We start from the raw sequence: 22041 nt of genomic DNA, 5'->3' as shown, positions 1-22041 counted from the left end.
GTGTTGGTAACAGGGAGACCAGCCGTTTGCGATGCGTTCAATCGCATTAGGCGTAGCTCGTTCGGACTTGAGATAGCCTTTGCGACCATGAAGTGTTGTTTCCGGCGTTCCAAGGTCATCCAGTGACTGCCTACGACCTGGCCATCATCGGTCTGGGCTACGTCGGCATGCCCCTGGCCAAGGAGGCCACCGCGGCCGGTCTGCGGGTCGTCGGCTTCGAGGTGGACGCGGCGAAGGTCGAGGCCCTCAACGCGGGCACGTCCTACATCGACGACCTGACCGACGCCGACCTCGAGCACATGCTTGCGGGAGGCTTCACCGCCACGCTGGACGAATCCGTCCTGGCGGACAGCCGGACCGTCGTCATCTGCGTGCCGACCCCGCTGGACGAGGACCACCGCCCCGACCTGTCGTCGGTCGAGGGCGCCACCGCCACCGTCGCACGCAACCTGCGCGCCGGCACGCTGGTGGTCCTGGAGTCCACCACCTGGCCCGGCACCACCGACGAGGTCGCCCGCCCCATCCTGGAGAAGGGCTCGGGCCTCGCCGCGGGCACCGACTTCCACCTCGCCTTCTCGCCCGAGCGCATCGACCCGGGCAACCCCAAGTACGGCCTGCGCAACACCCCGAAGGTCGTCGGCGGTTACACCCCGGCCTGCAAGGACCGCGCGGTCGGGTTCTACGCCCAGTTCATCGAGCAGGTCGTGCCGGTGAGCGGCACCCGCGAGGCCGAGATGGCCAAGCTCCTGGAGAACACCTACCGCCACGTCAACATCGCCCTCGTCAACGAGATGGCGATCTTCTGCGACGAGCTCGGTGTCGACCTGTGGGAGTCGATCGAGGCCGCGGCGACCAAGCCGTTCGGGTTCCAGAAGTTCCTTCCAGGACCCGGCGTCGGCGGGCACTGCATCCCCGTCGACCCGTCCTACCTCTCCTACACGGTGCGCAAGCTGGGCTACCCGTTCCGCTTCGTCGAGCTGGCGCAGGAGATCAACGAGCGGATGCCGTCCTACGTGGTGGCCCGCGTGCAACGACTGCTCAACCGGCAGCGGAAGCCCGTCAACGGCTCCAGGGTGCTGCTGCTCGGTGTCACGTACAAGCCCGACATCGCCGACGAGCGCGAGACCCCGGCCCTGCCGGTCGCGCGGGCGCTGCTCGAGCTGGGGGCGGAGCTCGTCTTCGCCGATCCGTACGTCAAGGAGTGGCGGGTCGACGACGTCGACGTGCCACGTGAGGAAGACCTCGCCAAGGCGGTGGCCGAAGCCGACGTGACGCTGTTGCTCCAGCAGCACGCCGCCTTCGACCTGTCGACGGTCGAGGACCATGGCAAGCTCGTGCTCGACACCCGAGGCGTGCTCGCCGAGGGTGAACGCGTCGAGCGGCTCTAGCGACGGAGGGCTGCGCGAAGTGCACGTGCTCGTCATGACGGTGGTGCATCACCCCGAGGACGCCCGGATCCTGCACCGGCAGATCCGCGCGCTCGTGGACGCCGGTCATGAGGTCACGTACGCGGCCCCGTACACGGCGCGGGGCGTGATGGCCCGCTCCTGGGTGAACGGCGTCGACCTCCCCCGCGCCGCCGAGCGCAAGCGGTTCGCCGCGGTGCGCGCCGCGCGCAAGGTGTTCAAGCGCATGCGCGGCGAGGTCGACCTCGTGGTCATCCACGACCCCGAGCTGCTGCTCGCGGTGGCGGGGATGCGTAAGCGGCCCCCGGTGGTTTGGGACGTCCACGAGGACACTCCCGCGACGTTGTCGCTGAAGCCCTGGCTGCCCGCGTTCCTGCGTCCGCCGGTGCGGTTCCTGGCCCGCATGCTCGAAGGCACGGCCGAGCGGCACCTGCACCTGCTGCTGGCCGAGACCGCGTACGCGGGAAGGTTCCGCCAGGCGCACCTGGTGGTGCCGAACGAGACCTGGGTGCCCGACGAGGTGACGCCGCCGGGCGACGACCGCGTCGTCTACCTCGGCTGGCTGTCGGGAGCGCGCGGGGTGCACGAGGCGATCGAGGTGGCCCGGCTGCTGCAGCCCTACCGGGTGGCGGTCGAGCTGATCGGCTACGCCGACCCGCAGTCGCGGCCGACGCTGAACGAGGCGGTGGCGGAGGGCGTGCTGGAATGGCGCGACTTCATGCCGAACGACGAGGCGCTCAAGCGGCTCGACGGCGCGCTGGCCGGGCTCTCCCTGCTGCACGACGAGCCCAACTACCGGCACTCCATGCCCACGAAGATCGTGGAGTACATGGCGCACGGCATCCCGGTGATCACCACTCCCTCGCCCCGCGCGGTGGAGCTGGTCGAGCGCTACGACAGCGGCATGGTCGTGCCCTGGCAGGATCCCAAGGCGGTGGCCCAGGCCGTGCTCTTCCTGCGAGACGACGCCAGGGAACGGTATGCCAGGGGTGCGCGAGGGTATGCGGCGGCTCGTGCGAACCACCACTGGCCCAACTCGGCCCGCCGTTTCGTCGCTCAGCTGGAGGCGTGGGCGGGCGTCAAGAGCTGATCGTCGGTACGGCGAGGCCCGCGGTGTCCGTCCGGCTCCTTATGTCTGCCTGATCACGAGAACGGTAGTGTCCTGAACGTGCGCTGGCTCATCGCTTTCCTGGGCGTGGCGATCCTCGCGGGTGTGGCGACGTTCGTGGTGACCACGCCCACCGGGAACGGCTCCCCGACGGCGGGCGGCTCGTCGCTCACGGCCTCGCCCTCCACCCCCGCCTCCACCTCCGCCACCCCCTCGGTGCCGGTGCCGGAGGTGACCGAGTTCACCGACCCGTGCGGAACGTTCGACACGACGATGCGCTGGCCGTACGCGGTCACCGGCTACTGGCTGGTGCCGACCAGCGACCACTGCACCTGGCGCCGGCAGTTCGGCGCCATCCACGAGGTGGGCGGCGACACGGTGATCCGGATCGGCTGGGGCCTGCAGGCGCGCCGCCTCGACAACGACGGCCGGATCCTCGACGGCCAGGGGGACGTCGACGCCCGCTACGAGCCGTGCGAGGAGAACGGGGTCCCGTGCGCGCTGGCGGCGGAGAACGACCTCAAGGCCGCCAATCCAGGCAACCGGGTGAGCTGGACGTTCGTCTACCGCACCGACGAGGCGTTCGGCCCGGACCTGTTCCGCTGCCCCGAGTTCGAGCGGAAGATCGTCACCGACAAGACCGTCTTCTACCGGATCGTCGCCCCCGACGACGGCACCGACGACCCGAGCTGCGAGAACATCCGGTCCAAGGGACGCGGCTATCACGTGATCCTGGTCGCGGCCGCGCACGAGGACAGCCTCGCCGAGCTGCTCGACCTCGGTGACCGGTTCGGCGTGAAGGTCTACCCGGCGCTGCCGCTCGCTCCCCGTGATCCGGCGCAGAAGACCCAGGCCGCCAAGCAGGGCACGGACACGCTCACCACCCTCACCCGCCGGATCATGCAGGACTACGGGGCGCGCTTCCAGGATCGGGCCTCGCTGGGCGGTTTCTACCAGCCGTTCGAGCTGCAGATGCGCGAGATGAAGTACGTCGGCGACTCCGACTCCGACCACCCGACGCTCAGGGTCTACGCCTCGCAGCACGAGATCGTCGAGCAGGAGATGCCCGGCAGGCCCGTGCTCGTCAGCCCCTACCTCGACGCCCGCAAGGAACGGCCGTTCAGCGCCACTCCCAAGCAGGTCGCCAAGGGCTTCGAGGCCCTCGTCAGGACCGGTGTCGGGATCATCGCCCCGCAGGACAGCCGGGGTACCGGCAAGGTCGGGCTGTTCTGGGCCGACCAGCGCGAGGAGAAGATCGACGAGCGGCTGAGCCCGGTCGTCAAGAAGAAGACCAACGGCGAGGCGTACCACGGCTCGACCCGCGACTACTACCGCGAGATGTCCCTCGCCAGGACCAGGATGATCGAGCAGGGCTTCAACGTGCAGCTCTGGGCCAACGTCGAGGCCTTCGAGCCCTCGGGTGAGGAGCCGTGCGCCGCGGGGTCCGACCGGGGACGCACCGACAAGGAGCGGCTCGACACGGCCGTGGCGCAGGTCGGACGCTACGTCTCCAAGGTCGTCTCCTACATGTGGAGCGACTTCTACACCTGCGGCTCCCCGTCCCTCGCCGAGGAGATCGCCCGCGACTACAACCGGCCCATCGCCGCCGACGCGGTCCGCATGCAGCGCGACATCCAGGACGGCATGGAGATCCGCGGCTACAACATCCCGATGGGCTCCAAGGTGACGATCACCTGGGAAGGCCAGGAGGAGCCCCGCGTCGTCGACGTGGCCGGGGTGAACCTGACCGAGCCGCCGCCGGACCTGCCGGTACGGATGGAAACGGCGTGGATCCCGTTCGACTGGACCCGGGTGCCCGAGGACACCTGGGTCAGGGTCTCGGTCGCGGCGGCCGACGGACGCGCCGCCACCGAGACGTTGCACGTCCGCGTGCGGGTCTGACCGGTGTAACGTGCCTGCCATGGTGCCGCGCATTCCCGTCAGCGTGGACCTTGTCGTCCTCACGGTGCGCCGCCAGGTGCTGAGCGCGCTCGTCTGGCGGCGCGACAAGCCGCCGTACGAGGGACGCTGGGCCCTGTCAGGCGGTTTCATCCAGCTCGACGAGGACCTGCCCGCGGCCGCCGCCCGCGTCCTCGCGGAACGGGCGGGCCTGCCGGGCGCCCCCGTGCACCTGGAACAGCTGCAGACCTACGGCTACCCCGACCGCGACCCGCGCCAGCGCGTGCTGAGCGTGGCCTATCTCGGCCTCGCCCCGCACCTGCCGACCTCCACCGAGGCGCACATGAGCTGGCAGCCGGTCTCTTCGCTGCTGCGCGAGATGGCCTTCGACCACCGGCGCATCATGATCGACGGGATCGAGCGGGCCCGCGCCAAGCTCGAATACACCCCGCTGGGCGCGGCCTTCTGCCCGCCGGAGTTCACCGTCGCCGAGCTGCGCCGGGTCTACGAGATCGTCTGGGGCCGGACCCTCGACCCGCGCAACTTCCACCGCAAGGTCACCAAGGCCGAGGGCTTCCTGGTGCCCACCGGCGGCACCACCACCCGCGACGGCGGACGCCCCGCCAAGCTGTATCGCCGCGGCCCCGCCGTGGCGCTGCATCCCCCGATGCTCCGCTCCCTCAAGGAATAGCCGGGGCACCCGATGGCGGGGGCGGTCGCGCCGTGCTCGCATCGTGTTCGGGAACACCGGCTCTGTCATCGCTCAGGGTCTTCACCGGCACATGGCCAACGCGGTCAACCGCGTCGGCTATCGACCGCGAGGGTTGCCGATATCCGTCAGATCGATGTCGATGTCATAGGGGAGGCTGAGCTTCAGCCGATTCTGATGGACACCGGTGAGCGCGTATGCCCTTGTCACCGGGTTCAGTTCGTAGACGTAGACGCTGGGGCGGCCCTCGATGTTCTCGACACGCCAGAAGTGAGGGATGCCGGCCTCGGCGTACATCTGAGGCTTGCGGTTGCGATCGCGCTCCTCGGACTCCTCGGAGACGACCTCGACGGCGAGCAGCACGTCCGCCGCCTCGTAGAAGGTCCGCGTCAGCTCGGAGGGCGCGTGTGCGTGGAGGAGGACCAGGTCGGGCTCCGGTCGTTGACGTCGCCCCAGCTTCACCGTCATCTCCTGCTCCACCCGGAGATGGGCGGGTGCCGTCCGATCAAGCTCTTTGTGCAGCAGGAACAGCACAAGAGCATGAAAACGGGTCCGGGGGCTCACGAAGACGAGAGTGCCATCGATGAGTTCCGTGTGAGGAGGGATCCCCGGAAGCCGATCGAGGTCATCGGCGGTGAAGCCCTCTACAGGGGGAATTGCCCAGTCGGGAATGGGCTCAACGTCGGCTGGCGGTGCGATGCTCATGTCGTCCTCCCGGTCGGGCACGCCTCTCACCTCCAGTGTTACAGGATGCCCCATCCGCCCGCTGCTCATAAGGTAAGGCCATGCCTCGTTTCCGCGCGATCCTGGACACGATGCCCGCCTACCGGGCGGGCAAGGCCGTGGTGTCCGCCGACGGCCGGTCCTACAAGCTCTCCTCGAACGAATCCCCCTACGAGCCGCTGCCCTCGGTCGTCGAGGCGGTCGCCAGGGCGGCGACCCAGATGCACCGCTATCCCGATCCGGCGGCCACCGAGCTGACCGCGGCGATCGCCGAGAAGTACGGCGTCCCGGCCGAGCACATCGCGCTCGGCGCCGGCTCGGTGACGGTGGCCCAGCAGCTCTTCGAGACGGTGAGCGAGCCGGGTGCCGAAGTGATCTACGCGTGGCGGTCCTTCGAGGCGTACCCGCTGCTGGCCGACCTGGCGGGGGCGACCTCGGTGCGGGTCCCGCTGCTGGGCGAGACGCACCATCTGGAGGCGATGGCCGACGCGATCACCCCGCACACCCGCATGATCTTCGTCTGCAACCCGAACAACCCCACGGGCACCGTCGTCCACGCGGCCGAGCTCGCGGCGTTCCTCGACCGGGTGCCGGAGAACGTGCTCGTCGTGCTCGACGAGGCCTACCGCGAGTACGTCAGGGACACCGGGGTCACCGACGGGCTCACCGTCTACGGCGACCGGCCGAACATCGCCGTCCTGCGCACCTTCTCCAAGGCATACGGCCTGGCCGGACTCCGGGTGGGCTACCTGATCGCGAACGAGCCGGTGGCGTCCACCGTCCGCAAGACGATCGTGCCGTTCGCGGTGAACCACCTCGCCCAGGCGGCGGCGATCGCCTCGCTCGCCGCCGAGGACGAGCTGATGGAGCGGGTCGACGTGGTGGTCAAGGAGCGCGACCGGGTCCGTGAGGCGCTGATCGGCCAGGGCTGGGAGGTGCCGGTGAGCGAGGCCAACTTCGTCTGGCTGCGGCTGGGGGAGCGCACGCTCGAATTCGCCGGGGCGTGCGCGACCGAGGGTGTCGCGGTACGGCCCTTCGCCGGGGAGGGCGCCCGCGTCTCCATCGGCGATTCCGAGGCCAACGACACCTTCCTCGCCGCCGCGGCCGCCTTCAGAGGCGCCTGACCCGCCCGTCTTCGAAAGTGCCTGATCCGCCCGACTGGCCCGGTCCACTCGGCCCGACCCGCTTCGTCAGCTCCGCATGCCTCATGACCTGCGGGTCCGCGTGACCACCCTGACCTGTCGAATCCACGTGGCCCGCGTGACCGGCTCGACGTACCGATTCCGGCCGATCCCGCGCCGGGCGCCCGCGGCCTACACGGCCGCGGGCTCCGGCTCCGGCCTCGGCTCCGCGGGCTCCGGCTTCTTCCGCCGTTCCGTGGAGACCACCAGGGCCACGCCGACGACGATCACCACGCCGGCCGCGACCATCGAGCCGGTGACCGGCTCGCTCAGCACGAGTGCGCCCAGCACGACCGCCACGACCGGGTTGACGTAGGCGTAGGTGGAGACCAGCGAGATCGGGGCGTTGCCCAGCAGCCACACGTACGCCGTGAAGCCGACCAGCGACCCGACCATGATCAGATAGATCAGCGCGGCCCACGACCGTGTGGAGACGGCGGCGACGTCGAGGCGCTCGCCCATCGCGGCGGCGGTGAGGGCGAGCCCGACACTGCCCGCCGCCATCTCGACGACGCTCGCGGCGAAGGGGTTCGCGGGCATCGGGATGCGGGAGGCGAGGAACGAGCCGACCGCCCACGACAGCGACGCGAGCAGGATGACCACGACTCCGACGCCGTCGGCCACGTTGCTCCCGCCGCTCAGTGACAGCACCGCCACGCCGCCGAACCCGATGAGCACCCCCACGAGCGTCAGCGCCCGCGGCCGGTCCCTGAACATGATCCTGAAGATGACGAGCCAGAGCGGGGTCGAGGCCACCAGCAGCGCGGCCAGGCCGCTGGAGATGTGCTGCTCGGCCACGGCGACCATGCCGTTGCCGCCGTTCAGCAGCAGCAGGCCGACCAGCGTCGCCCCGCCCGCCTCCCTCCAGGTCATCCGGAAGGCGTCGCGCCCCTTCACCAGGAGCACCACGAGGCCCAGCACGAGCGCGGCCGTGACGAACCGGACGGCTCCGCTGAGCAGCGGCGGGATCGTCTCGATCGTGATCATGATCGCCAGGTACGTGGAACCCCACACCACGTACACGATCGCCAGCGCTCCCCAGACGAGGAGCGTCTTACGGCTGTAAGCACCGTCTTTGCTCATAGCTCATGACAATAGTGGTTGACACCGACAATCCGCTCGCGAGTTTCGGACCTTGAGACGCGCTTCCGCGGGGCGTGATCCGAAGGGCTTTCCTTGACGCCGCGCCGACGGATCCGCGCCGGGGGGATCGCGGCACCGGGGCCCTCGCCGTGTCCTCGGCGTGCCGGGGGGACCGTAATTCCCGGGCCGTAATGAACGCCGTAATGAACAGGATGCTGTGAACAGGCAAAAACAAACAGGCCGGAATGAACAAGTCGCAGTGAACACGTCCCGGTGAACGAGCCGCGGTGAACAAGATTTAGTGAACACACGGCGACGGGTCGATGACGCTACGTCACACCGTGCCACGTCGGACGGTCCGGGCCCGCCAGGTCACGCCACGCCGGGATCGACGTGCCGTGACCTGGGAGGTTCCGCCGCCCGGGCGCGGCGGAAACCCTCCGTGCCGATGGAGGCGCAGGGCTCAGCGGGCGCCGAGCTTCTCCACGATCAGCCGGTACAGCTGACGGGGACGCCCCGGCTGGGGTGTTCGGTTCGGCGGAAGCGGCCACGCGAGTCCCTCGTCTACCAGCGTGCGCAACAACCGCCGTGCCGTACGCGGGGTGACGCCGAGCATCTTGCCCGCGCCCTCCGCGTCCACCACCGTGTCCCCACCCTCCAGTTTGGCCGCGAGCCGGGCCAGGACCTCCACGCCCTTCGGCTTCAGCGCTCCCGCGCCCTGAGGAGGCATCCTGGGGGCCGGGATGAGCGCCCTGCCCTCACGGTCCACCGCGAAGCCCTGGGCCTGCTTGCCCGCCTGTGTGCGCGCGAGCGCGGCCCTGGCGTGCGACTCGGCGTCGTGGGTGGTGCGGCCCATGCCGACCCCCACCTCGACCGCGAGGCCCAGCTCGTCGCGGACCCGCGCGGCGAACGGCAGCACCCGGAAGCCCTCGGTGGCCGCGGCCACCGAACCGCGGGTCGCGGTGACCATGTAGCTGTGGTCGTCGACCGCGGTGACCGACGCGTTGATCCGGTTGGCCTCCTGCACCAGCAACCGGTGCAGGGACAGCCGGAGCTCGTCGCGCCAGTAGCGTGGCGCGGCACGGCGAACCGGCTCGCGCAGCGTGGGCACCTCCACCAGGACCACGGTGAGCTGCGACTCCTCCAGCCTGTGGTGCGCTCCCAGCAGGGCCGCCGTGTGCAGCGCCGTGCGCACCGCGGCGGAGGTGGGGCGGATCCTGACCACGGGCACCCCGGCCGTCTGAAGGCGGTCGGCGACCGCGGGCAGGCAGGTGAGCGCCCCGCTCGTGCTGCCCTGGCGGGCGAGGCGTTCATGGAAGGCCGCGATCGTACCGGTGGCGCCCGGTTCGTCGCGGCTGTGCACATCCACTGCGGGAAGGCTCAAATCGTGGTACGCCTCCTCGACCTCCGCCCTGCTCAGCACGTCGACGCTGACCCTGCGCGGGTCTATCCGTTCGTCCAGCGCGGCCCTCGCCAGCGCGGCGATCAGTGCGGCGCCTCCGAGCTGGACATACGTCGCGGGCATCGTCAGCACCCCCGATCGCCGTGCCAGCTCGTAGGGGACCGGGCTGGCGAACAGGCACGCGTCCACCCCTGCTCCCAGGCGGGTGACCTTGTCGGCGGCCTCCTGCTCGTCGCGGTATGCCGCCGCCACCAGGCGGCAGGGTAACGGGGCGGCCGCATGTCCCATCAACATAACCCGTTCAACGAGGTCATGGGGGCCCACCACACCGATAGTGAGGTCTGGTGTCATGGCACCCGGGCGTGACACTCGTGGCGCTTCTTCGGCCCGCTCGACCAATGTTCGTCCCATCATGCCGTCCGTTTGTTTTCGGCTCTCTTTTGGAACGATCGCTTGCGAGGGCCGTAATGTCACGCCCGATTTGCGGCCAATTCCGGAAGCCACTTCCGGGTTAAAGCCATGACTGGCATCGTTTACACAGGTCAGAGCGGTTTTTGAGCGTCTCAAACCCGCTCATTATGAAGCTGAAATCTCTCGCCGCACGTCGGCCCCCAGGGACTGCATGCGCTCGGCCAGATAAGAGTGCCCGCGGTCGATGAGATAACCCGATCCGATGACGGTCTCCCCCTCGGCGGCGAGGCCGGCGAGCACGAGCGCGATTCCCGAGCGCAGATCGTGAGCGGTTACCTCTGTTCCGGTGAGCGGAGTGGCGCCGCGAACGACAGCACTGTTCTCTTTCACTTCAATGTCGGCGCCCATCTTGTTCAGTTCTGAGGCGAGAGCGAAACGCCCATCGAAGATGCGTTCATGAATGTAACTCGCGCCGTCGGCGAGGCACGCGACCGTCATGATCGGCGACTGCAGGTCCGTGGCGAAGCCGGGGTAGGTGTCGGTGATCACGTTGATCGGGCGCAGCGGGCGGTCCCTGCGCACGTGGAGCACCGCGCCGTGGTCGGCGAACTCCACCCCCATCTGCTCCAGCTTGTAGCGGACCACGCCGAGGTGGTCGAGGTCGGCGCCGACCAGGTTGACCTCGCCGCCGGTGACGGCGGCGGCCATGGCGAACACACCCGCGTCGAGGCGGTCCGGCATCACGGTGTGCTCGACGGCCTGGAGCTCCTCCACGCCCTCCACGGTGATGAACCCCGTGCCGCCGCCGCTGATCTTCGCGCCCATCCGGGTCAGCATCTCGATCACGTCGAGAACCTCGGGCTCCAGCGCCGCGTTCTCGATCACGGTGGTGCCGCGCCCGAGGGCGGCGGCCATGATCAGGTTTTCGGTGCCGGTGTGCGAGGGGGTGTCCAGGTACAGGGTGGCGCCGGTGAGCCCCGACGACTTGACGTGGATGACCGAGTCGCCCTCGTCCACGATCGCGCCCAGGCGCTTGTAGCCCAGGTAGTGGAAGTCGAGGTTGCGGCTGCCCAGGTTGCAGCCCCCCACACCCTCGATCACCGCCTCACCGAGCCGGTGCAGCAGCGCGGGAACGAACAGCACGGAACCGCGGAAGCGGCGGGCGATCTCGGCGGGCAGGACCGGGCTGCTGAGCGTCGAGGCGTCGATCACCAGCGTGCGCTCCGCCTCGTGGAGCTCGACCGTGGCGCCGACCCTCTCCGCCAGCTCGACCGCGCGGCGGACGTCCTCGATGATGGGCACGTTGCGCAGGACCGTCCGGCCTCGGGACGCCAGCAGCGCGGCACCGATCATGGGCAGCACGGCGTTCTTGGCACCCTGGATGAAGGCGGTTCCACGAAGTGGGTTGCCACCGCGCACGCGGTAACGGACCATGCGTCATGCTCCTTGAAGTGATGTGGGTGATTCGTGTGGCGCGGGGCGGCAGCCGAGGTTTATCCGGCCAACAGTAGTCGTTGGATGCCCCTGAACCGGCCACTTCGCGGGGGAACTACCCCTCGAATGCCCGATAATCCTTGGTCTCCCGCCGCGTCCGCGCCACCCGTCGGCCCGTTACCTGCCCTTCGGGCCGCCCGCGGTGGTGAGGGGGGAGGCGGCCGAGAGGAGGTTGTCGGCCCGCTGGTCGACGAAGCGGGTGACGACCTGCTGGCCGTACCCGAACGCCATCGCCCAGACCAGGATCGCGGGCTGCGAGCCGAGCCCGGCGAAACCCGGCACGAAGCCCGAGTTCAGGATCAGCAGACCGAGCACCGAGGTGGCCACCCCCGCCGGGGCCTTGAGAAGGTTCTGCACGACCGCGAGCGAGTATCGGGTGGACAGCTCCGAGCGGGTCGAGAGCGAGGCCGCGGTGGCCAGCGCCGCGCCCAGCATGCCGATCAGGGCGACGAGAGGGACGTCGCCGTGCCCCGGCCGCAGACCGCCCGTCGGGCAGATCTGGGCGGGCATCAGCCCCTGGGTACGGATCACCGACTGGTCGCCGCACATCGGGATGACGTTCGGCCAGATCGCGCCGATGACCACCACGCTCAGCACGATCAGGGACAGCATGACCACCCCGCCGAGCAGCAGGTTGCGGAAGCTGCGCACCCGCCCGGTCTCCATCGCCTGCGCCGTGTACGCGGCCCGCAGCACCGACTGCATCAGCGGCCTGTCGTTCTCCGACAGGTCCCCCGCCGCGAGCCTGGCCTGCAGGTGGACGAGCCGGGGGTCGTCGCCGGGCAGGTAGGCCCGGCCGATCGCCACCACCTCCGGGGCCCGGCCGCACAGCTCCGCCGCCGGCAGCACGCCGTACAGCATCACGGTGGCGCTGTTCACGTTGGACCAGGCGCCCTCGATGGCCTGGCCGGTCAGCCAGCGCCGTACGCCGTGCGTGCTGCGCGCGTACGTCTCCGCCCGCGCCAGGTGCGTGCCGATGCCCTCGCCCACCGAGGCGAGCTGCCCCGCCTCGTCGCGCATCGTGAGGGCCCGCTCGGTGTCGGCCCTGATCTCCTCGCTCCGGGTGGCGACGTACACCCGCCAGGTGCCGGGCCAGCGCAACACGCCGGTGTCGCCGATCCGCTCGGGGGGCATCGCGGGATCGAGCGACATCGTTCCTCCGGGGGGAGCGGCCTGGGACGGGCACCGACTGCCCCAGGCTTATCGCGACATGCCGATCAGGCGCTACACATCCCGCCGAAAACCAGGGCTCGGGCATGCCGGCCAGGCGTGCTGTGCCCCTTTGGAGAAGTCAGGGCTCGGGCATGCCGATCAGCGCGCTGTGCGCCTTTGGGAAAACCGGGACCCGGACGTGCCGGTCAGGTCCCGCGCACCCCCGGCGAACCGGGGCTCAGAGGTCGCCGCGGCTCGCGATGTCGGTGCGGTGGTGCGCGCCGCGCATCCGGATGCGCTCCACGGCCTCGTAGGCCGCCGCCCGCGCCGCGGGGACGTCGGGCCCCGTGCCGACCACGCTGAGCACCCGGCCCCCGTTGGAGACGATCCGGTCGCCGTCGAGGGCGGTGCCGGAATGCAGCACGTAGGCGTCCTCGACCGGGTCGGACAGTCCTTCGATCACGTCGCCCTTCACCGGCTCCGCGGGGTAGTTCTCCGCGGCGATCACCACGGTCACCGCGGCGCCTTCGCGGTAGGAGAGCGGCCCGAACCGGTCGAGCGTCCCGGTCGCGCAGGCGAGCAGCAGGCCCGCGAGGGGCGTCTCCAGCCGGTCCAGCACGACCTGGGTCTCCGGGTCGCCGAACCTCGCGTTGAACTCGATCACCTTCGGACCCTTGGACGTGAGGGCGAGCCCCACGTACAGCACCCCCGTGTACGGCGTGCCGCGTTTGGCCAGCTCGGTCACGGTCGGCATGACGGTCTCGGCCATCACCTGCTCGGAGAGGTCGTCGGGCGCCCACGGCAGCGGCGTGTAGGCGCCCATCCCGCCGGTGTTGGGGCCCTGGTCGCCGTCGTAGGCGCGCTTGTGGTCCTGGGCGGGCTGGAGCGGTACGGCGGTGGAGCCGTCGCAGAGCGCGAACAGCGACACCTCGGGGCCGTCGAGGAACTCCTCGATCACGACCCGCCCGCAGGCGGCGGCGTGCCGGAGCGCCTCGTCGCGGTCGTCGGTCACCACCACGCCCTTGCCCGCGGCCAGGCCGTCGTCCTTGACCACGTACGGCGTGCCGAACTCGTCGAGCGCGGCGGCGACCTCCTCGGGCGTGACGCAGGTGTGCGACCGGCCGGTGGGAACGCCCGCCGCGACCATGACGTCCTTGGCGAAGGCCTTGGAACCCTCGATCAGCGCCGCCTGCCGCGAGGGCCCGAAGCAGGGGATCCCCGCCTGTCTGACGGCGTCGGCGACCCCGGCGACCAGGGGCGCCTCGGGGCCGATCACGACCAGGTCGGCTTCGAGGCTCCCGGCCAGCTCGGTGACCGAGGCCGGGTCGGTCGGCGTCACCGGGTGCAGGGTCGCGACCTGCGCGATACCCGCGTTTCCGGGAGCACAGTGGACCTCGGTGACCTGGGGGTCGGCCGCCAGCGACCGGCACAGGGCATGCTCACGCCCGCCGGATCCAATCACAAGAACGCGCACTCGTCAGAGCCTATCGTCCCTGCGGGGGCGCCCTCGGGCCCGTGCCCCCGGGAGGGGGTCTGCTCCCGGGGGTCCTGTGGGCCGGGAGTCTCGCGTTCCGGGCGGTTCACGCTTCGGGAGGTCCTCGCTTCGGGCGGTTCACGCTCTGGAAGGCCCCATCTCCGGGACGTCGGCGCTTCCGGTGGACCCGTGCCCGTGGCGGATTCGAGGACTTGTCCACAGCCTGTGGACAAGTCGGAGCGCGCTCGGGTGGGAGAGGTGCCGTAAAGGGCGTGTGAATTTTGTCTGGTTACGCATGATCGACAGTTGAACCTGGGAGTAAGCTGAAAGTCGTCCCCCCAATCGTGTTACTTTTGGGTGGCTTTGCGTGTCTATTGCTGATTGGAGGTGGTTCGGGATGTCCTCTGGCGATCCCAGCAGTACGTGCCCGCGCACGCCTGCTGTGCGCACCCTCGACCACCCCATCTCGGTGCCCGACCGGCACCACACGCATCACCCTCCTCACCAGGGGTGACATCGCATCGCGTGTGGATCCCGCCAGGTTGGGCGGGAAAGGCTCGCCATGCGCTCCTCGCTTCTCTTTCCTCGCATCAAGCACACCCGGACGATCCGTGCCGCGCACACGCCCGCCGTCTCGATCCGTGAGCGGATGACCGGCGTCTGCGTACCGCCGAGCGACTCGCTCGTCGAGTACGCCGCGTACATCGGCGGCAAGAAGATCGACGCCCTGGGCATCCCCGACGCCCTGGAGCTCGTCCGTGCCCACAACGCGGCCCACAACCAGGGCTCCGAAGCGGCCTCCGACGGAGGTACCGGCAAGGGGAACGCCTTCGTCTGGGTCGGCCTGCACGAGCCCGACGCCCCCGAGGTCGAGTGGCTCGCGGAGGTCTTCGCCCTGCACCCGCTCGCCGTCGAGGACGCCGTCAAGGCTCACCAGCGGCCCAAGGTCGAACGCTACGGCGACTCGGTGTTCGTGGTCCTGAAGACCGTCGCCTACATCGACCACGAGGTGCTCACCGCCACCAGCGAGATCATCGGCACCGGCGAGCTCATGATTTTCGTCGGCCCCGACTTCGTGGTGACCGTGCGCCACGGCAGCCACTGCCCCCTCTCGGAGGTGCGCGCACGCCTTGAGGACAAGCCCAAGCTCCTCAACCGCGGACCCACCGGCGTGCTGCACGCGATCGCCGACCACGTGGTCGACAAGTACCTCAACGTGGCCGACCGCATGCAGGCCGAGCTGGAGGACGTCGAGGCCATGGTCTTCGCCGACGTCAGCGCCCGCGACATCGGCCGGATCTACAACCTCAAGCGCGAGATGATCGAGATGAAGCGGTCCGTGATGCCGCTCCAGTCGCCGATGTCCACGCTGGCCCAGCGCCGGATGATCCCCTCGGAGATGCGCGAGTACTTCCGCGACGTCGTCGACCACCTGGCCCGTGTCTGCGAGCAGGTCGAGTCGTCCAACGAACTCTGCAACTCCATACTGCAGGCGGCGCTCGCCCGCTCCAACGCGCTCGCCAACGAGGACATGCGGAAGATCTCCTCGTGGGTCGCGATCATGGCCGTCCCCACGATGATCGCCGGCATCTACGGCATGAACTTCGAGCACATGCCGGAGCTCGACTCCGTCTTCGGCTACCCGGTGGTGATCGGCGTGATGGTCATCGCCTGCACGCTGCTCTACCGGGGCTTCCGCCGCAACGGCTGGATGTGACCGGGGTTCTCCTGTCGGCCTCGCTCCACCGTGGCTCTCTCGTCGGCTTCGCTCCACCGCGGTTTTCGATGCGACGTCTGGATATGACCCGATCTCTCCCGTCGGCCCTCAGGCGCTCAGCGGGCGCGCGGGGGTGACCGGCCGGGGGACGGGCATGCCCCGCTCGGTCCACAGGGCGATCATCCGGTCGGGATAGTCGGTGACGATCGCGGCCACCCCGAGATCGAGCAGCTCACCGGCCCGGCCGGGCTCGTTCACGGTCCACACGGCCATCGGCAGGTCGGCCTTCTCGGCCCGCCGGGCGAACTCCCGGTCGACCATCACGTGCTCGGGGGAGAGCGTGCTGCCCCCCGCCTCGACGGCGGCGGCCGGGACGTCGCCGCCGAAGTCCTCCAGACGGAGGCCGTCGAGCCACGCGCTGTCCATGGTGGCGCGCTCGATCAGGGCGTACCTCGGGGTCGCGGGGGTGAGCGAACGGGCGATCCGCAGGACGCGCCAGTCGAAACTGAGGATCGCCGCCCTGTCCAGCCTGCGGTGCCGGTCGAGCTCGGCGACGACCATCTCGGTGAACTCGGCGGGGTCGGCGCTCAGCTCCGGCCTGGTCGGATCGGACTTCAGCTCCACGTGCACCCGCACCCCGTCGGCGCCGTACGCGTCCATCAGGCCCAGCACGGAGGCCAGGGTCGGCATCCGGGTGTTCGGCACCGGCACCTGCGTCGCGGCGAAACGGTCCTCGGGGTGGCGCGGCACCCGTATCCCGCACTCCAGCGTGCGCAGCTGCGCCAGCGTGAGCGCTCCGATGGGGCGGCCCACGTACGGGAAGGCGGGGTCGCCGTGGAAGGCGGGACGGACGTCGGCGCTGGTCACCGGGGAGACGGTGAGATCGTGCGTGAGCACCAGCCGCCGGTCGGCCGTGAGCGCGACGTCGAGTTCGAGCGCGTCGACACCCAGTTCGAGGGCGTGGGCGAAACCGGGCAGGGTGTTCTCTGGACGGAGCCCGCGAGCGCCGCGGTGACCGTGAATCTCGGCATGCACACAGGGACCTTATCCACCTCGCGCGCCGATCGTCCGGTACGGCTCGCGTCTCGGTGACGCCGTTCGCGAGCCGTACCGGTCCGAACTAGATCAACGAGTGGATCTGGAGCGTTTCGGTACGGCCGGGGCCGACCCCGACGGCCGAGATCCTGGAGCCGCTCATCTCCTCAAGGGCCTTCACGTACGCCCGCGCGTTGGGGGGCAGATCCTCGAAGCTCCTCGCACCGGTGATGTCCTCCTTCCAGCCGGGGAACTCCTCGTACACCGGCTTGGCGTGGTGGAAGTCGGTCTGGGTCATCGGGATCTCGTCGTGGCGGACACCGTCGATCTCGTAGGCGACGCAGACGGGGATCGTGTCCAGGCCGGAGAGCACGTCCAGCTTGGTGAGGAAGTAGTCGGTGACGCCGTTGATCCGGGTCGAGTAGCGGGCGATCACCGCGTCGAACCAGCCGCAGCGGCGGTTGCGGCCGGTGGTCACCCCGTACTCGCCGCCGGTGGTGCGCAGCCACTCGCCCATCTCGTTGTCGAGCTCGGTCGGGAACGGGCCGGCGCCGACGCGGGTGGTGTACGCCTTCAGGATGCCGATCACGCCGGTGAGCCGGGTCGGCGGGATGCCGGAACCCGAGCAGGCGCCGCCGCTCGTCGGGGAGGAGGAGGTGACGAAGGGGTAGGTGCCGTGGTCGATGTCGAGCAGGTTGCCCTGCCCGCCCTCGAGCAGCACGACCTTGTTCTCGTCCAGCGCCCTGTTGAGGACGAGCGAGGTGTCGGCGATGTGCGGCGTGAGGCGCTCGGCGTAGCCGAGATACTCCTCCAGGACCTTGCCCGCGTCGATCGCCCGGCGGTTGTAGATCTTGGTGAGGATCTGGTTCTTCTCGCCCAGCGCGACCTCGATCTTCTTCTGCAGGATGCCCGGGTCCAGCAGGTCCTGGACCCGCACGCCCATCCGGTAGATCTTGTCGCCGTACGCGGGGCCGATGCCCCGTCCGGTCGTGCCGATCTTGGCCTTGCCGAGGTAGCGCTCGGTGACCTTGTCCAGGGCCTTGTGGTGGGGCATGATCAGGTGCGCGTTCGCGGAGATCAGCAGCCGCTCCGCGGAGACTCCCCGGGCCTGAAGCCCGTCGATCTCGCTCAGCAGCACCCCCGGGTCGATGACGACGCCGTTGCCGATCACGGGGACGACGTTCGGGGAGAGCACTCCCGTGGGAAGCAGGTGCAGCGCGTACTTCTGGTCGCCGATGACGACCGTGTGGCCCGCGTTGTTGCCTCCCTGGTATCTGACGACGTAGTCGACCTGGTCTCCAAGCAGGTCGGTCGCCTTACCCTTGCCCTCATCGCCCCACTGGGCACCAACGAGAACGACAGCCGGCATCGTGAATCTCCCACCACAAAAACGAAAACCCCTGGCGCAATCGCGACAGGGGCTCTTGCGTGGAGAGAATACCCGACCGCGCCCGAAATGGGGATCTCCCACCTTGGGAAAGAGGGTTCGGCGGGAGATCCCAGGGACGAATCGGAAGCTGACCCGCGGCTCAGCGGGACAGATCAGCGGCGGAGTCGAGGGTCGAATACCCGCAGGTCAGCGGCTGTTCAGCTCCTCGGACGCCTCGGCGCTCGAATCCTTCAGAAACTGGAAGCACCGCTCGGCCTCCTCCTTCTCCCCGATGCTCTGGGCGGCGCGGGCGAGCGCGTGCAGGCACCGCAGGAACCCCTGGTTGGGAAGGTGCCCCCACGGGATCGGGCCGTGCCCCTTCCAGCCCGCCCTGCGGAGCTGGTCCAGGCCCCGGTGGTAACCGGTGCGGGCGAAGGCGTACGACGTCACGGCGTGTCCCGCCGCGAAGGACTCGTCCGCGAGTACGGCCCAGACGGCCGGGTACGCGGGGAAACGCGCGGCGACATCGGATGCTTTGGCGCCGGTTTCCAGTGCCTCCCTGGCCTCCGGTAGGTCCGGTAGCAGGGTGGGCGGCGGGCCGGCGAGGAGGTTCTCGTGCGATTCCATGACGACAGTCCTACCCGGTGGACCCGCGTCAGGCCAAGATCGGCCCCCGGAGTCTTTCCGGAAGCCGATCTCGTTGTCTCTGCTGTGACCCTTTTCTGGGCTTAGGAGAGCTTGGTGCCCGCGGACTTCAGGTGCTGGGCGGCCTCGACGATACGCGCCGCCATCGAGGCCTCGGCGGCCTTGCCGTACGAGCGGGGGTCGTACGCCTTCTTGTTGCCGACGTCGCCGTCGACCTTGAGAACGCCGTCGTAGTTCTTGAACATGTGGTCGACGATCGGACGCGTGAAGGCGTACTGCGTGTCGGTGTCGATGTTCATCTTCACCACGCCGTAGGCGATGGACTCGTGGATCTCCTCGAGCAGCGAGCCGGAGCCACCGTGGAAGACCAGGTCGAACGGCTTCTCCGCGCCGTACTTGGCGCCGACCGCGTCCTGGATCTCCTTGAGCACGCTCGGGCGGAGCTTGACGTGGCCCGGCTTGTAGACGCCGTGCACGTTGCCGAAGGTCGCGGCGAGCATGTAGCGGCCACGGTCGCCCAGGCCCAGGGCCTCGGCGGTCGCGAGGGCGTCCTCGGTGGTGGTGTAGAGCTTCTCGTTCATCTCGCCGACGACGCCGTCCTCCTCGCCGCCGACGACGCCGATCTCCACCTCAAGGACGATCTTCGCGCGGGCCGTCTTCTCGATGAGCTCCCGCGCGATGTCCAGGTTCTCCTCCAGCGGCACGGCGGAGCCGTCCCACATGTGCGACTGGAAGAGGGGGTCCTCGCCCCTCGCCACCCGCTCAAGGGAGATGTCGAGCAGCGGGCGTACGAAACCGTCCAGCTTGTCCTTGGGGCAGTGGTCGGTGTGCAGGGCGACCGTGACGGGGTAGTTCGCCGCGACGACGCGGGCGTACTCCGCCAGCGCCACCGAGCCGGTCACCATGTTCTTGACCGTGGTGCCGGAGAGGAAGTCGGCGCCGCCGGTCGACACCTGGATGATGCCGTCGCTCTCCGCCTCGGCGAACCCCCTGAGCGCCGCGTTGAGGGTCTGTGATGAGGTCACGTTGATGGCCGGGTAGGCGAAACCGCCTGCTTTTGCCCGGTCGAGCATCTCGGCGTAGACCTCTGGAGTAGCGATAGGCATCGTGTCATCTCCCTGGAGACGGCTATGAACAGCTGGCGCGGCTATGAAGACATAGCCCGCAGGCCAGTATTCCGGAGTTTCTTCCCGGCCGGATAGCTCGGGTACCACTTCGGCGCGTACCGAGGTGTCTCCGACCGTCTCCCCAACGGTATCCCCGGCCCCGTTCCCGCCGGATGGCCGGGACCCGCGGCCCCCCTCGCCCCCCTTCCCACCAGGCAATCCCCGGCGCGGCGCTTTTCTGCCCCTTCCCCCGCGGGGGACTCGGCGGCCGTGGCACGACCCGGACGAGGCGCGGATGGTCTGCCGGAACACACCCTCCCTGACGGATCCGACCAGGTGGGTCGTGAAATCTCCTCACGAACCGCTAACCTCCACAGTGTGGGACGCCACAGGTCTGACCCCATGGGCATCGCGCGCCTGGTCCTCGTCGGGCTCGCGGTGTCGGCGGTCGTCGTCCTGATCGTGCTGGGGGTCCTCTCGCTGGCGGGAAGCCTGGGCTCCGGCGCGCCGACGGCGTCGCCCGCCCCCTCGGACGCCGTCTCGTCCGCCGTCGCCTCCCCGCCGCCGTCCGCCACCCCCGAGCGCGTCCCGACGGTTCTCGTCGAGTGCCTGCGGGAACGGTGCCCCACGGTCTTCGTGAAGATCACCGGAGGTGACGTGCTCCTCGACAGGGAGATGGAGCTCGGGGAGCAGTTCCGGTCCTTCGACCCCAAGGTCGATGTCGTCCTCGCCGACTCCGCCGCCGTCCGCGTCGAGGTGAACGGTGCCGTCCGCTCCCCGGGGAAGGCGGGCGAACGCCAGGAGTTCACGGCCTCCCGCTAGCCCCGCCTCCCGCATCGTCGCAGGCGGCAAGCCGTACCGACCCGGGGCGGTCGGGAGGGCGTGCGGAGCGCGGGGCCACCCCGTTTCCCACCAAGGCAGAGCGCGGGGCCACCCCGTTTCCCACCAAGGCAGAGCGCGGGGCTGCCTCGTTTCCCGCCAAGGTGGAGCGCGGGGCTGCCTCGTTTCCGCTGAGGCGGAGCGCGGGGTTGGCCCGTTTCCCGCTAGGCGAGGCCGAGGTCGGCCAGGGTGTAGGCGGTCAGGTACGGCAGTCCGGCCTCGGCGATCGCCGAGGCGGCCCCCCGGTCCACGATCGTGGCGACCGCCACGACCTCGGCGCCCGCCTCGCGCAGCGCCTCCACCGCCGTCAGCGGGGATCCGCCGGTCGTGGAGGTGTCCTCCACCACCAGCACCCGACGCCCCGACACGTCCGGACCCTCGATCCTGCGCTGCATGCCGTGGGTCTTCTGCGCCTTGCGGACCACGAACGTGTCGAGCCTCCCGCCTCGCGCGGCCGCCGCGTGCGTCATGGCGGCCGCCACCGGGTCGGCGCCCAGCGTGAGACCGCCGACCGCCTCGTAGTCCAGATCCTTGGTGATGTCCAGCATGACCCGCCCCACCAGCGGCGCAGCCTGCCCGTCGAGAGTCACCCTGCGCATGTCCACGTAGAAGTCGGCCTCCATGCCCGAGGACAGCACGACCTTGCCGTGCACCACGGCCTTGCCCTTGATCTCCGCCAGCAGGCTCTCGCGATCGCTCATGGCACAAGGTTAGGACGACCGGGGAGCCCGCCCGATCGGGGCCCCGCCTACGAGCAGGCCGGCCGTAACGTCGATTTCGGCCCGTGATGGCAAAAGTGCGATCCGGGTTTACTCGCGGCGCGGACTGCGGGATTATCCGGCAGGCAACTCCGGGTAATGGTGAGGTCACAATGGGTGCGGAAACATCTCAAGGCGACGCCGAGCTCCTGGCTGCCACCAGGAACGGCGACGTGGCCGCCTACCGGCTGCTCCATCGGCGACACGCCCCCGCGACGCGTGCCCTCGCCCGCCTGCTCCTGCCGGGGGAGAGCGAGGCCGAGGACCTCGTAGGGAAGGCGTTCGCCGAGATCCACCACGTGATCGCCCAGGGACACGGCCCGGAACAGGCGTTCCGCGTCCAGCTGTTCACCGTCCTCCGCCGTATCGCCGGCGACCGTTCCGGTACGGCCGGAGGCACACCGGCCGTACCGGAACGTAGCACGGGGGAACCCGCAAAAGGGGCGACCGCGCGGGAAAAGCCCGGGTGGGGGTGGGGGGGGGGGGGGAC

Annotated in this window: 19 protein-coding genes; 8 read left to right on the top strand and 11 right to left on the bottom strand. The window is 69.7% G+C overall.

Annotated elements, in window-relative coordinates; genetic code table 11:
• The first annotated feature begins 122 nt into the window (after positions 1–122).
• The 4 genes from ACFY3V_RS07550 (at position 123) to ACFY3V_RS07535 (ending at position 5104) form a co-directional block, all read left to right on the top strand.
• A complete protein-coding gene (locus tag ACFY3V_RS07550) occupies positions 123–1388 on the top strand; it encodes a nucleotide sugar dehydrogenase (RefSeq protein ID WP_362903863.1) in 1266 nt (421 codons plus the stop codon).
• A gap of 19 nt (positions 1389–1407) precedes the next feature.
• A complete protein-coding gene (locus tag ACFY3V_RS07545; protein WP_389770953.1) occupies positions 1408–2496 on the top strand; it encodes a glycosyltransferase in 1089 nt (362 codons plus the stop codon).
• Positions 2497–2574: 78 nt separating this feature from the next.
• Positions 2575–4416 carry a DUF4434 domain-containing protein gene (locus ACFY3V_RS07540; RefSeq protein WP_389770950.1) on the top strand — a complete coding sequence of 614 codons (1842 nt, stop codon included), beginning with the start codon at positions 2575–2577 and terminating at the stop codon, positions 4414–4416.
• 19 nt (positions 4417–4435) lie between these two features.
• Positions 4436–5104: an NUDIX domain-containing protein gene (locus tag ACFY3V_RS07535; protein ID WP_362518382.1), complete on the top strand. Its 669-nt coding sequence runs from the start codon at positions 4436–4438 to the stop codon at positions 5102–5104.
• A gap of 117 nt (positions 5105–5221) precedes the next feature.
• Here the strand turns inward: ACFY3V_RS07535 and ACFY3V_RS07530 are convergent, their stop codons facing one another.
• A complete protein-coding gene (locus ACFY3V_RS07530) occupies positions 5222–5827 on the bottom strand; it encodes a Uma2 family endonuclease (RefSeq protein WP_389771280.1) in 606 nt (201 codons plus the stop codon).
• Positions 5828–5907: 80 nt separating this feature from the next.
• On the opposite strand from ACFY3V_RS07530, the gene hisC reads away from it, so the two are divergent.
• Positions 5908–6969: a histidinol-phosphate transaminase gene (gene hisC, locus ACFY3V_RS07525; protein ID WP_389770947.1), complete on the top strand. Its 1062-nt coding sequence runs from the start codon at positions 5908–5910 to the stop codon at positions 6967–6969.
• A gap of 189 nt (positions 6970–7158) precedes the next feature.
• On the opposite strand, the gene ACFY3V_RS07520 is transcribed toward hisC, so the two are convergent.
• From ACFY3V_RS07520 to purD, 5 genes are all read right to left on the bottom strand, one after another.
• A complete protein-coding gene (locus tag ACFY3V_RS07520; RefSeq protein WP_362926346.1) occupies positions 7159–8109 on the bottom strand; it encodes an EamA family transporter in 951 nt (316 codons plus the stop codon).
• Positions 8110–8572: 463 nt separating this feature from the next.
• Positions 8573–9862, bottom strand: a complete 1290-nt coding sequence (locus ACFY3V_RS07515; protein ID WP_362903849.1) for a GTP cyclohydrolase IIa — start codon at positions 9860–9862, stop codon at positions 8573–8575.
• 225 nt (positions 9863–10087) lie between these two features.
• Positions 10088–11356 (bottom strand): UDP-N-acetylglucosamine 1-carboxyvinyltransferase, encoded by a 1269-nt coding sequence (gene murA / locus ACFY3V_RS07510; protein ID WP_350942413.1) that lies wholly within the window; start codon positions 11354–11356, stop codon positions 10088–10090.
• Between the two features lie 177 nt (positions 11357–11533).
• Positions 11534–12568, bottom strand: coding sequence for a hypothetical protein (locus ACFY3V_RS07505; protein WP_350942415.1), 1035 nt, complete (start codon positions 12566–12568; stop codon positions 11534–11536).
• A gap of 238 nt (positions 12569–12806) precedes the next feature.
• Positions 12807–14042 (bottom strand): phosphoribosylamine--glycine ligase, encoded by a 1236-nt coding sequence (purD, locus tag ACFY3V_RS07500; protein WP_362903846.1) that lies wholly within the window; start codon positions 14040–14042, stop codon positions 12807–12809.
• A 562-nt stretch (positions 14043–14604) separates the two neighbouring features.
• Between purD and corA the strand changes: the two genes are divergently transcribed.
• The gene (corA, locus tag ACFY3V_RS07495) at positions 14605–15759 is read left to right on the top strand and encodes a magnesium/cobalt transporter CorA (protein ID WP_362903844.1); all 1155 of its coding nucleotides are present in this window, start codon (positions 14605–14607) and stop codon (positions 15757–15759) included.
• Between the two features lie 108 nt (positions 15760–15867).
• Here the strand turns inward: corA and ACFY3V_RS07490 are convergent, their stop codons facing one another.
• The 4 genes from ACFY3V_RS07490 to fbaA form a co-directional block, all read right to left on the bottom strand.
• Positions 15868–16794: a glycerophosphodiester phosphodiesterase family protein gene (locus tag ACFY3V_RS07490; RefSeq protein WP_362903842.1), complete on the bottom strand. Its 927-nt coding sequence runs from the start codon at positions 16792–16794 to the stop codon at positions 15868–15870.
• A gap of 85 nt (positions 16795–16879) precedes the next feature.
• Positions 16880–18163 carry an adenylosuccinate synthase gene (locus tag ACFY3V_RS07485; protein ID WP_389770937.1) on the bottom strand — a complete coding sequence of 428 codons (1284 nt, stop codon included), beginning with the start codon at positions 18161–18163 and terminating at the stop codon, positions 16880–16882.
• 207 nt (positions 18164–18370) lie between these two features.
• A complete protein-coding gene (locus tag ACFY3V_RS07480; protein ID WP_362903839.1) occupies positions 18371–18790 on the bottom strand; it encodes a DUF3151 domain-containing protein in 420 nt (139 codons plus the stop codon).
• Between the two features lie 101 nt (positions 18791–18891).
• On the bottom strand, positions 18892–19914 hold the full coding sequence (gene fbaA, locus ACFY3V_RS07475; protein WP_350942425.1) for a class II fructose-bisphosphate aldolase: 1023 nt from the start codon (positions 19912–19914) through the stop codon (positions 18892–18894).
• Positions 19915–20316: 402 nt separating this feature from the next.
• On the opposite strand from fbaA, the gene ACFY3V_RS07470 reads away from it, so the two are divergent.
• Positions 20317–20736 (top strand): hypothetical protein, encoded by a 420-nt coding sequence (locus ACFY3V_RS07470; RefSeq protein WP_362903836.1) that lies wholly within the window; start codon positions 20317–20319, stop codon positions 20734–20736.
• Between the two features lie 221 nt (positions 20737–20957).
• Here the strand turns inward: ACFY3V_RS07470 and pyrE are convergent, their stop codons facing one another.
• Positions 20958–21494 (bottom strand): orotate phosphoribosyltransferase, encoded by a 537-nt coding sequence (pyrE, locus tag ACFY3V_RS07465; protein WP_350942429.1) that lies wholly within the window; start codon positions 21492–21494, stop codon positions 20958–20960.
• 170 nt (positions 21495–21664) lie between these two features.
• Here pyrE and ACFY3V_RS07460 point away from each other — a divergent pair.
• On the top strand, positions 21665–22041 hold a 377-nt coding region (locus ACFY3V_RS07460; RefSeq protein ID WP_389770930.1), incomplete at its 3' end, for an RNA polymerase sigma factor.

Source organism: Streptosporangium sp. NPDC000095, assembly GCF_042899335.1.
Classification (GTDB): Bacteria; Actinomycetota; Actinomycetes; order Streptosporangiales; family Streptosporangiaceae; genus Streptosporangium.
Note: the sequence above shows the minus strand (reverse complement) of the source record. Positions and strands in the feature narration are given on the sequence as shown.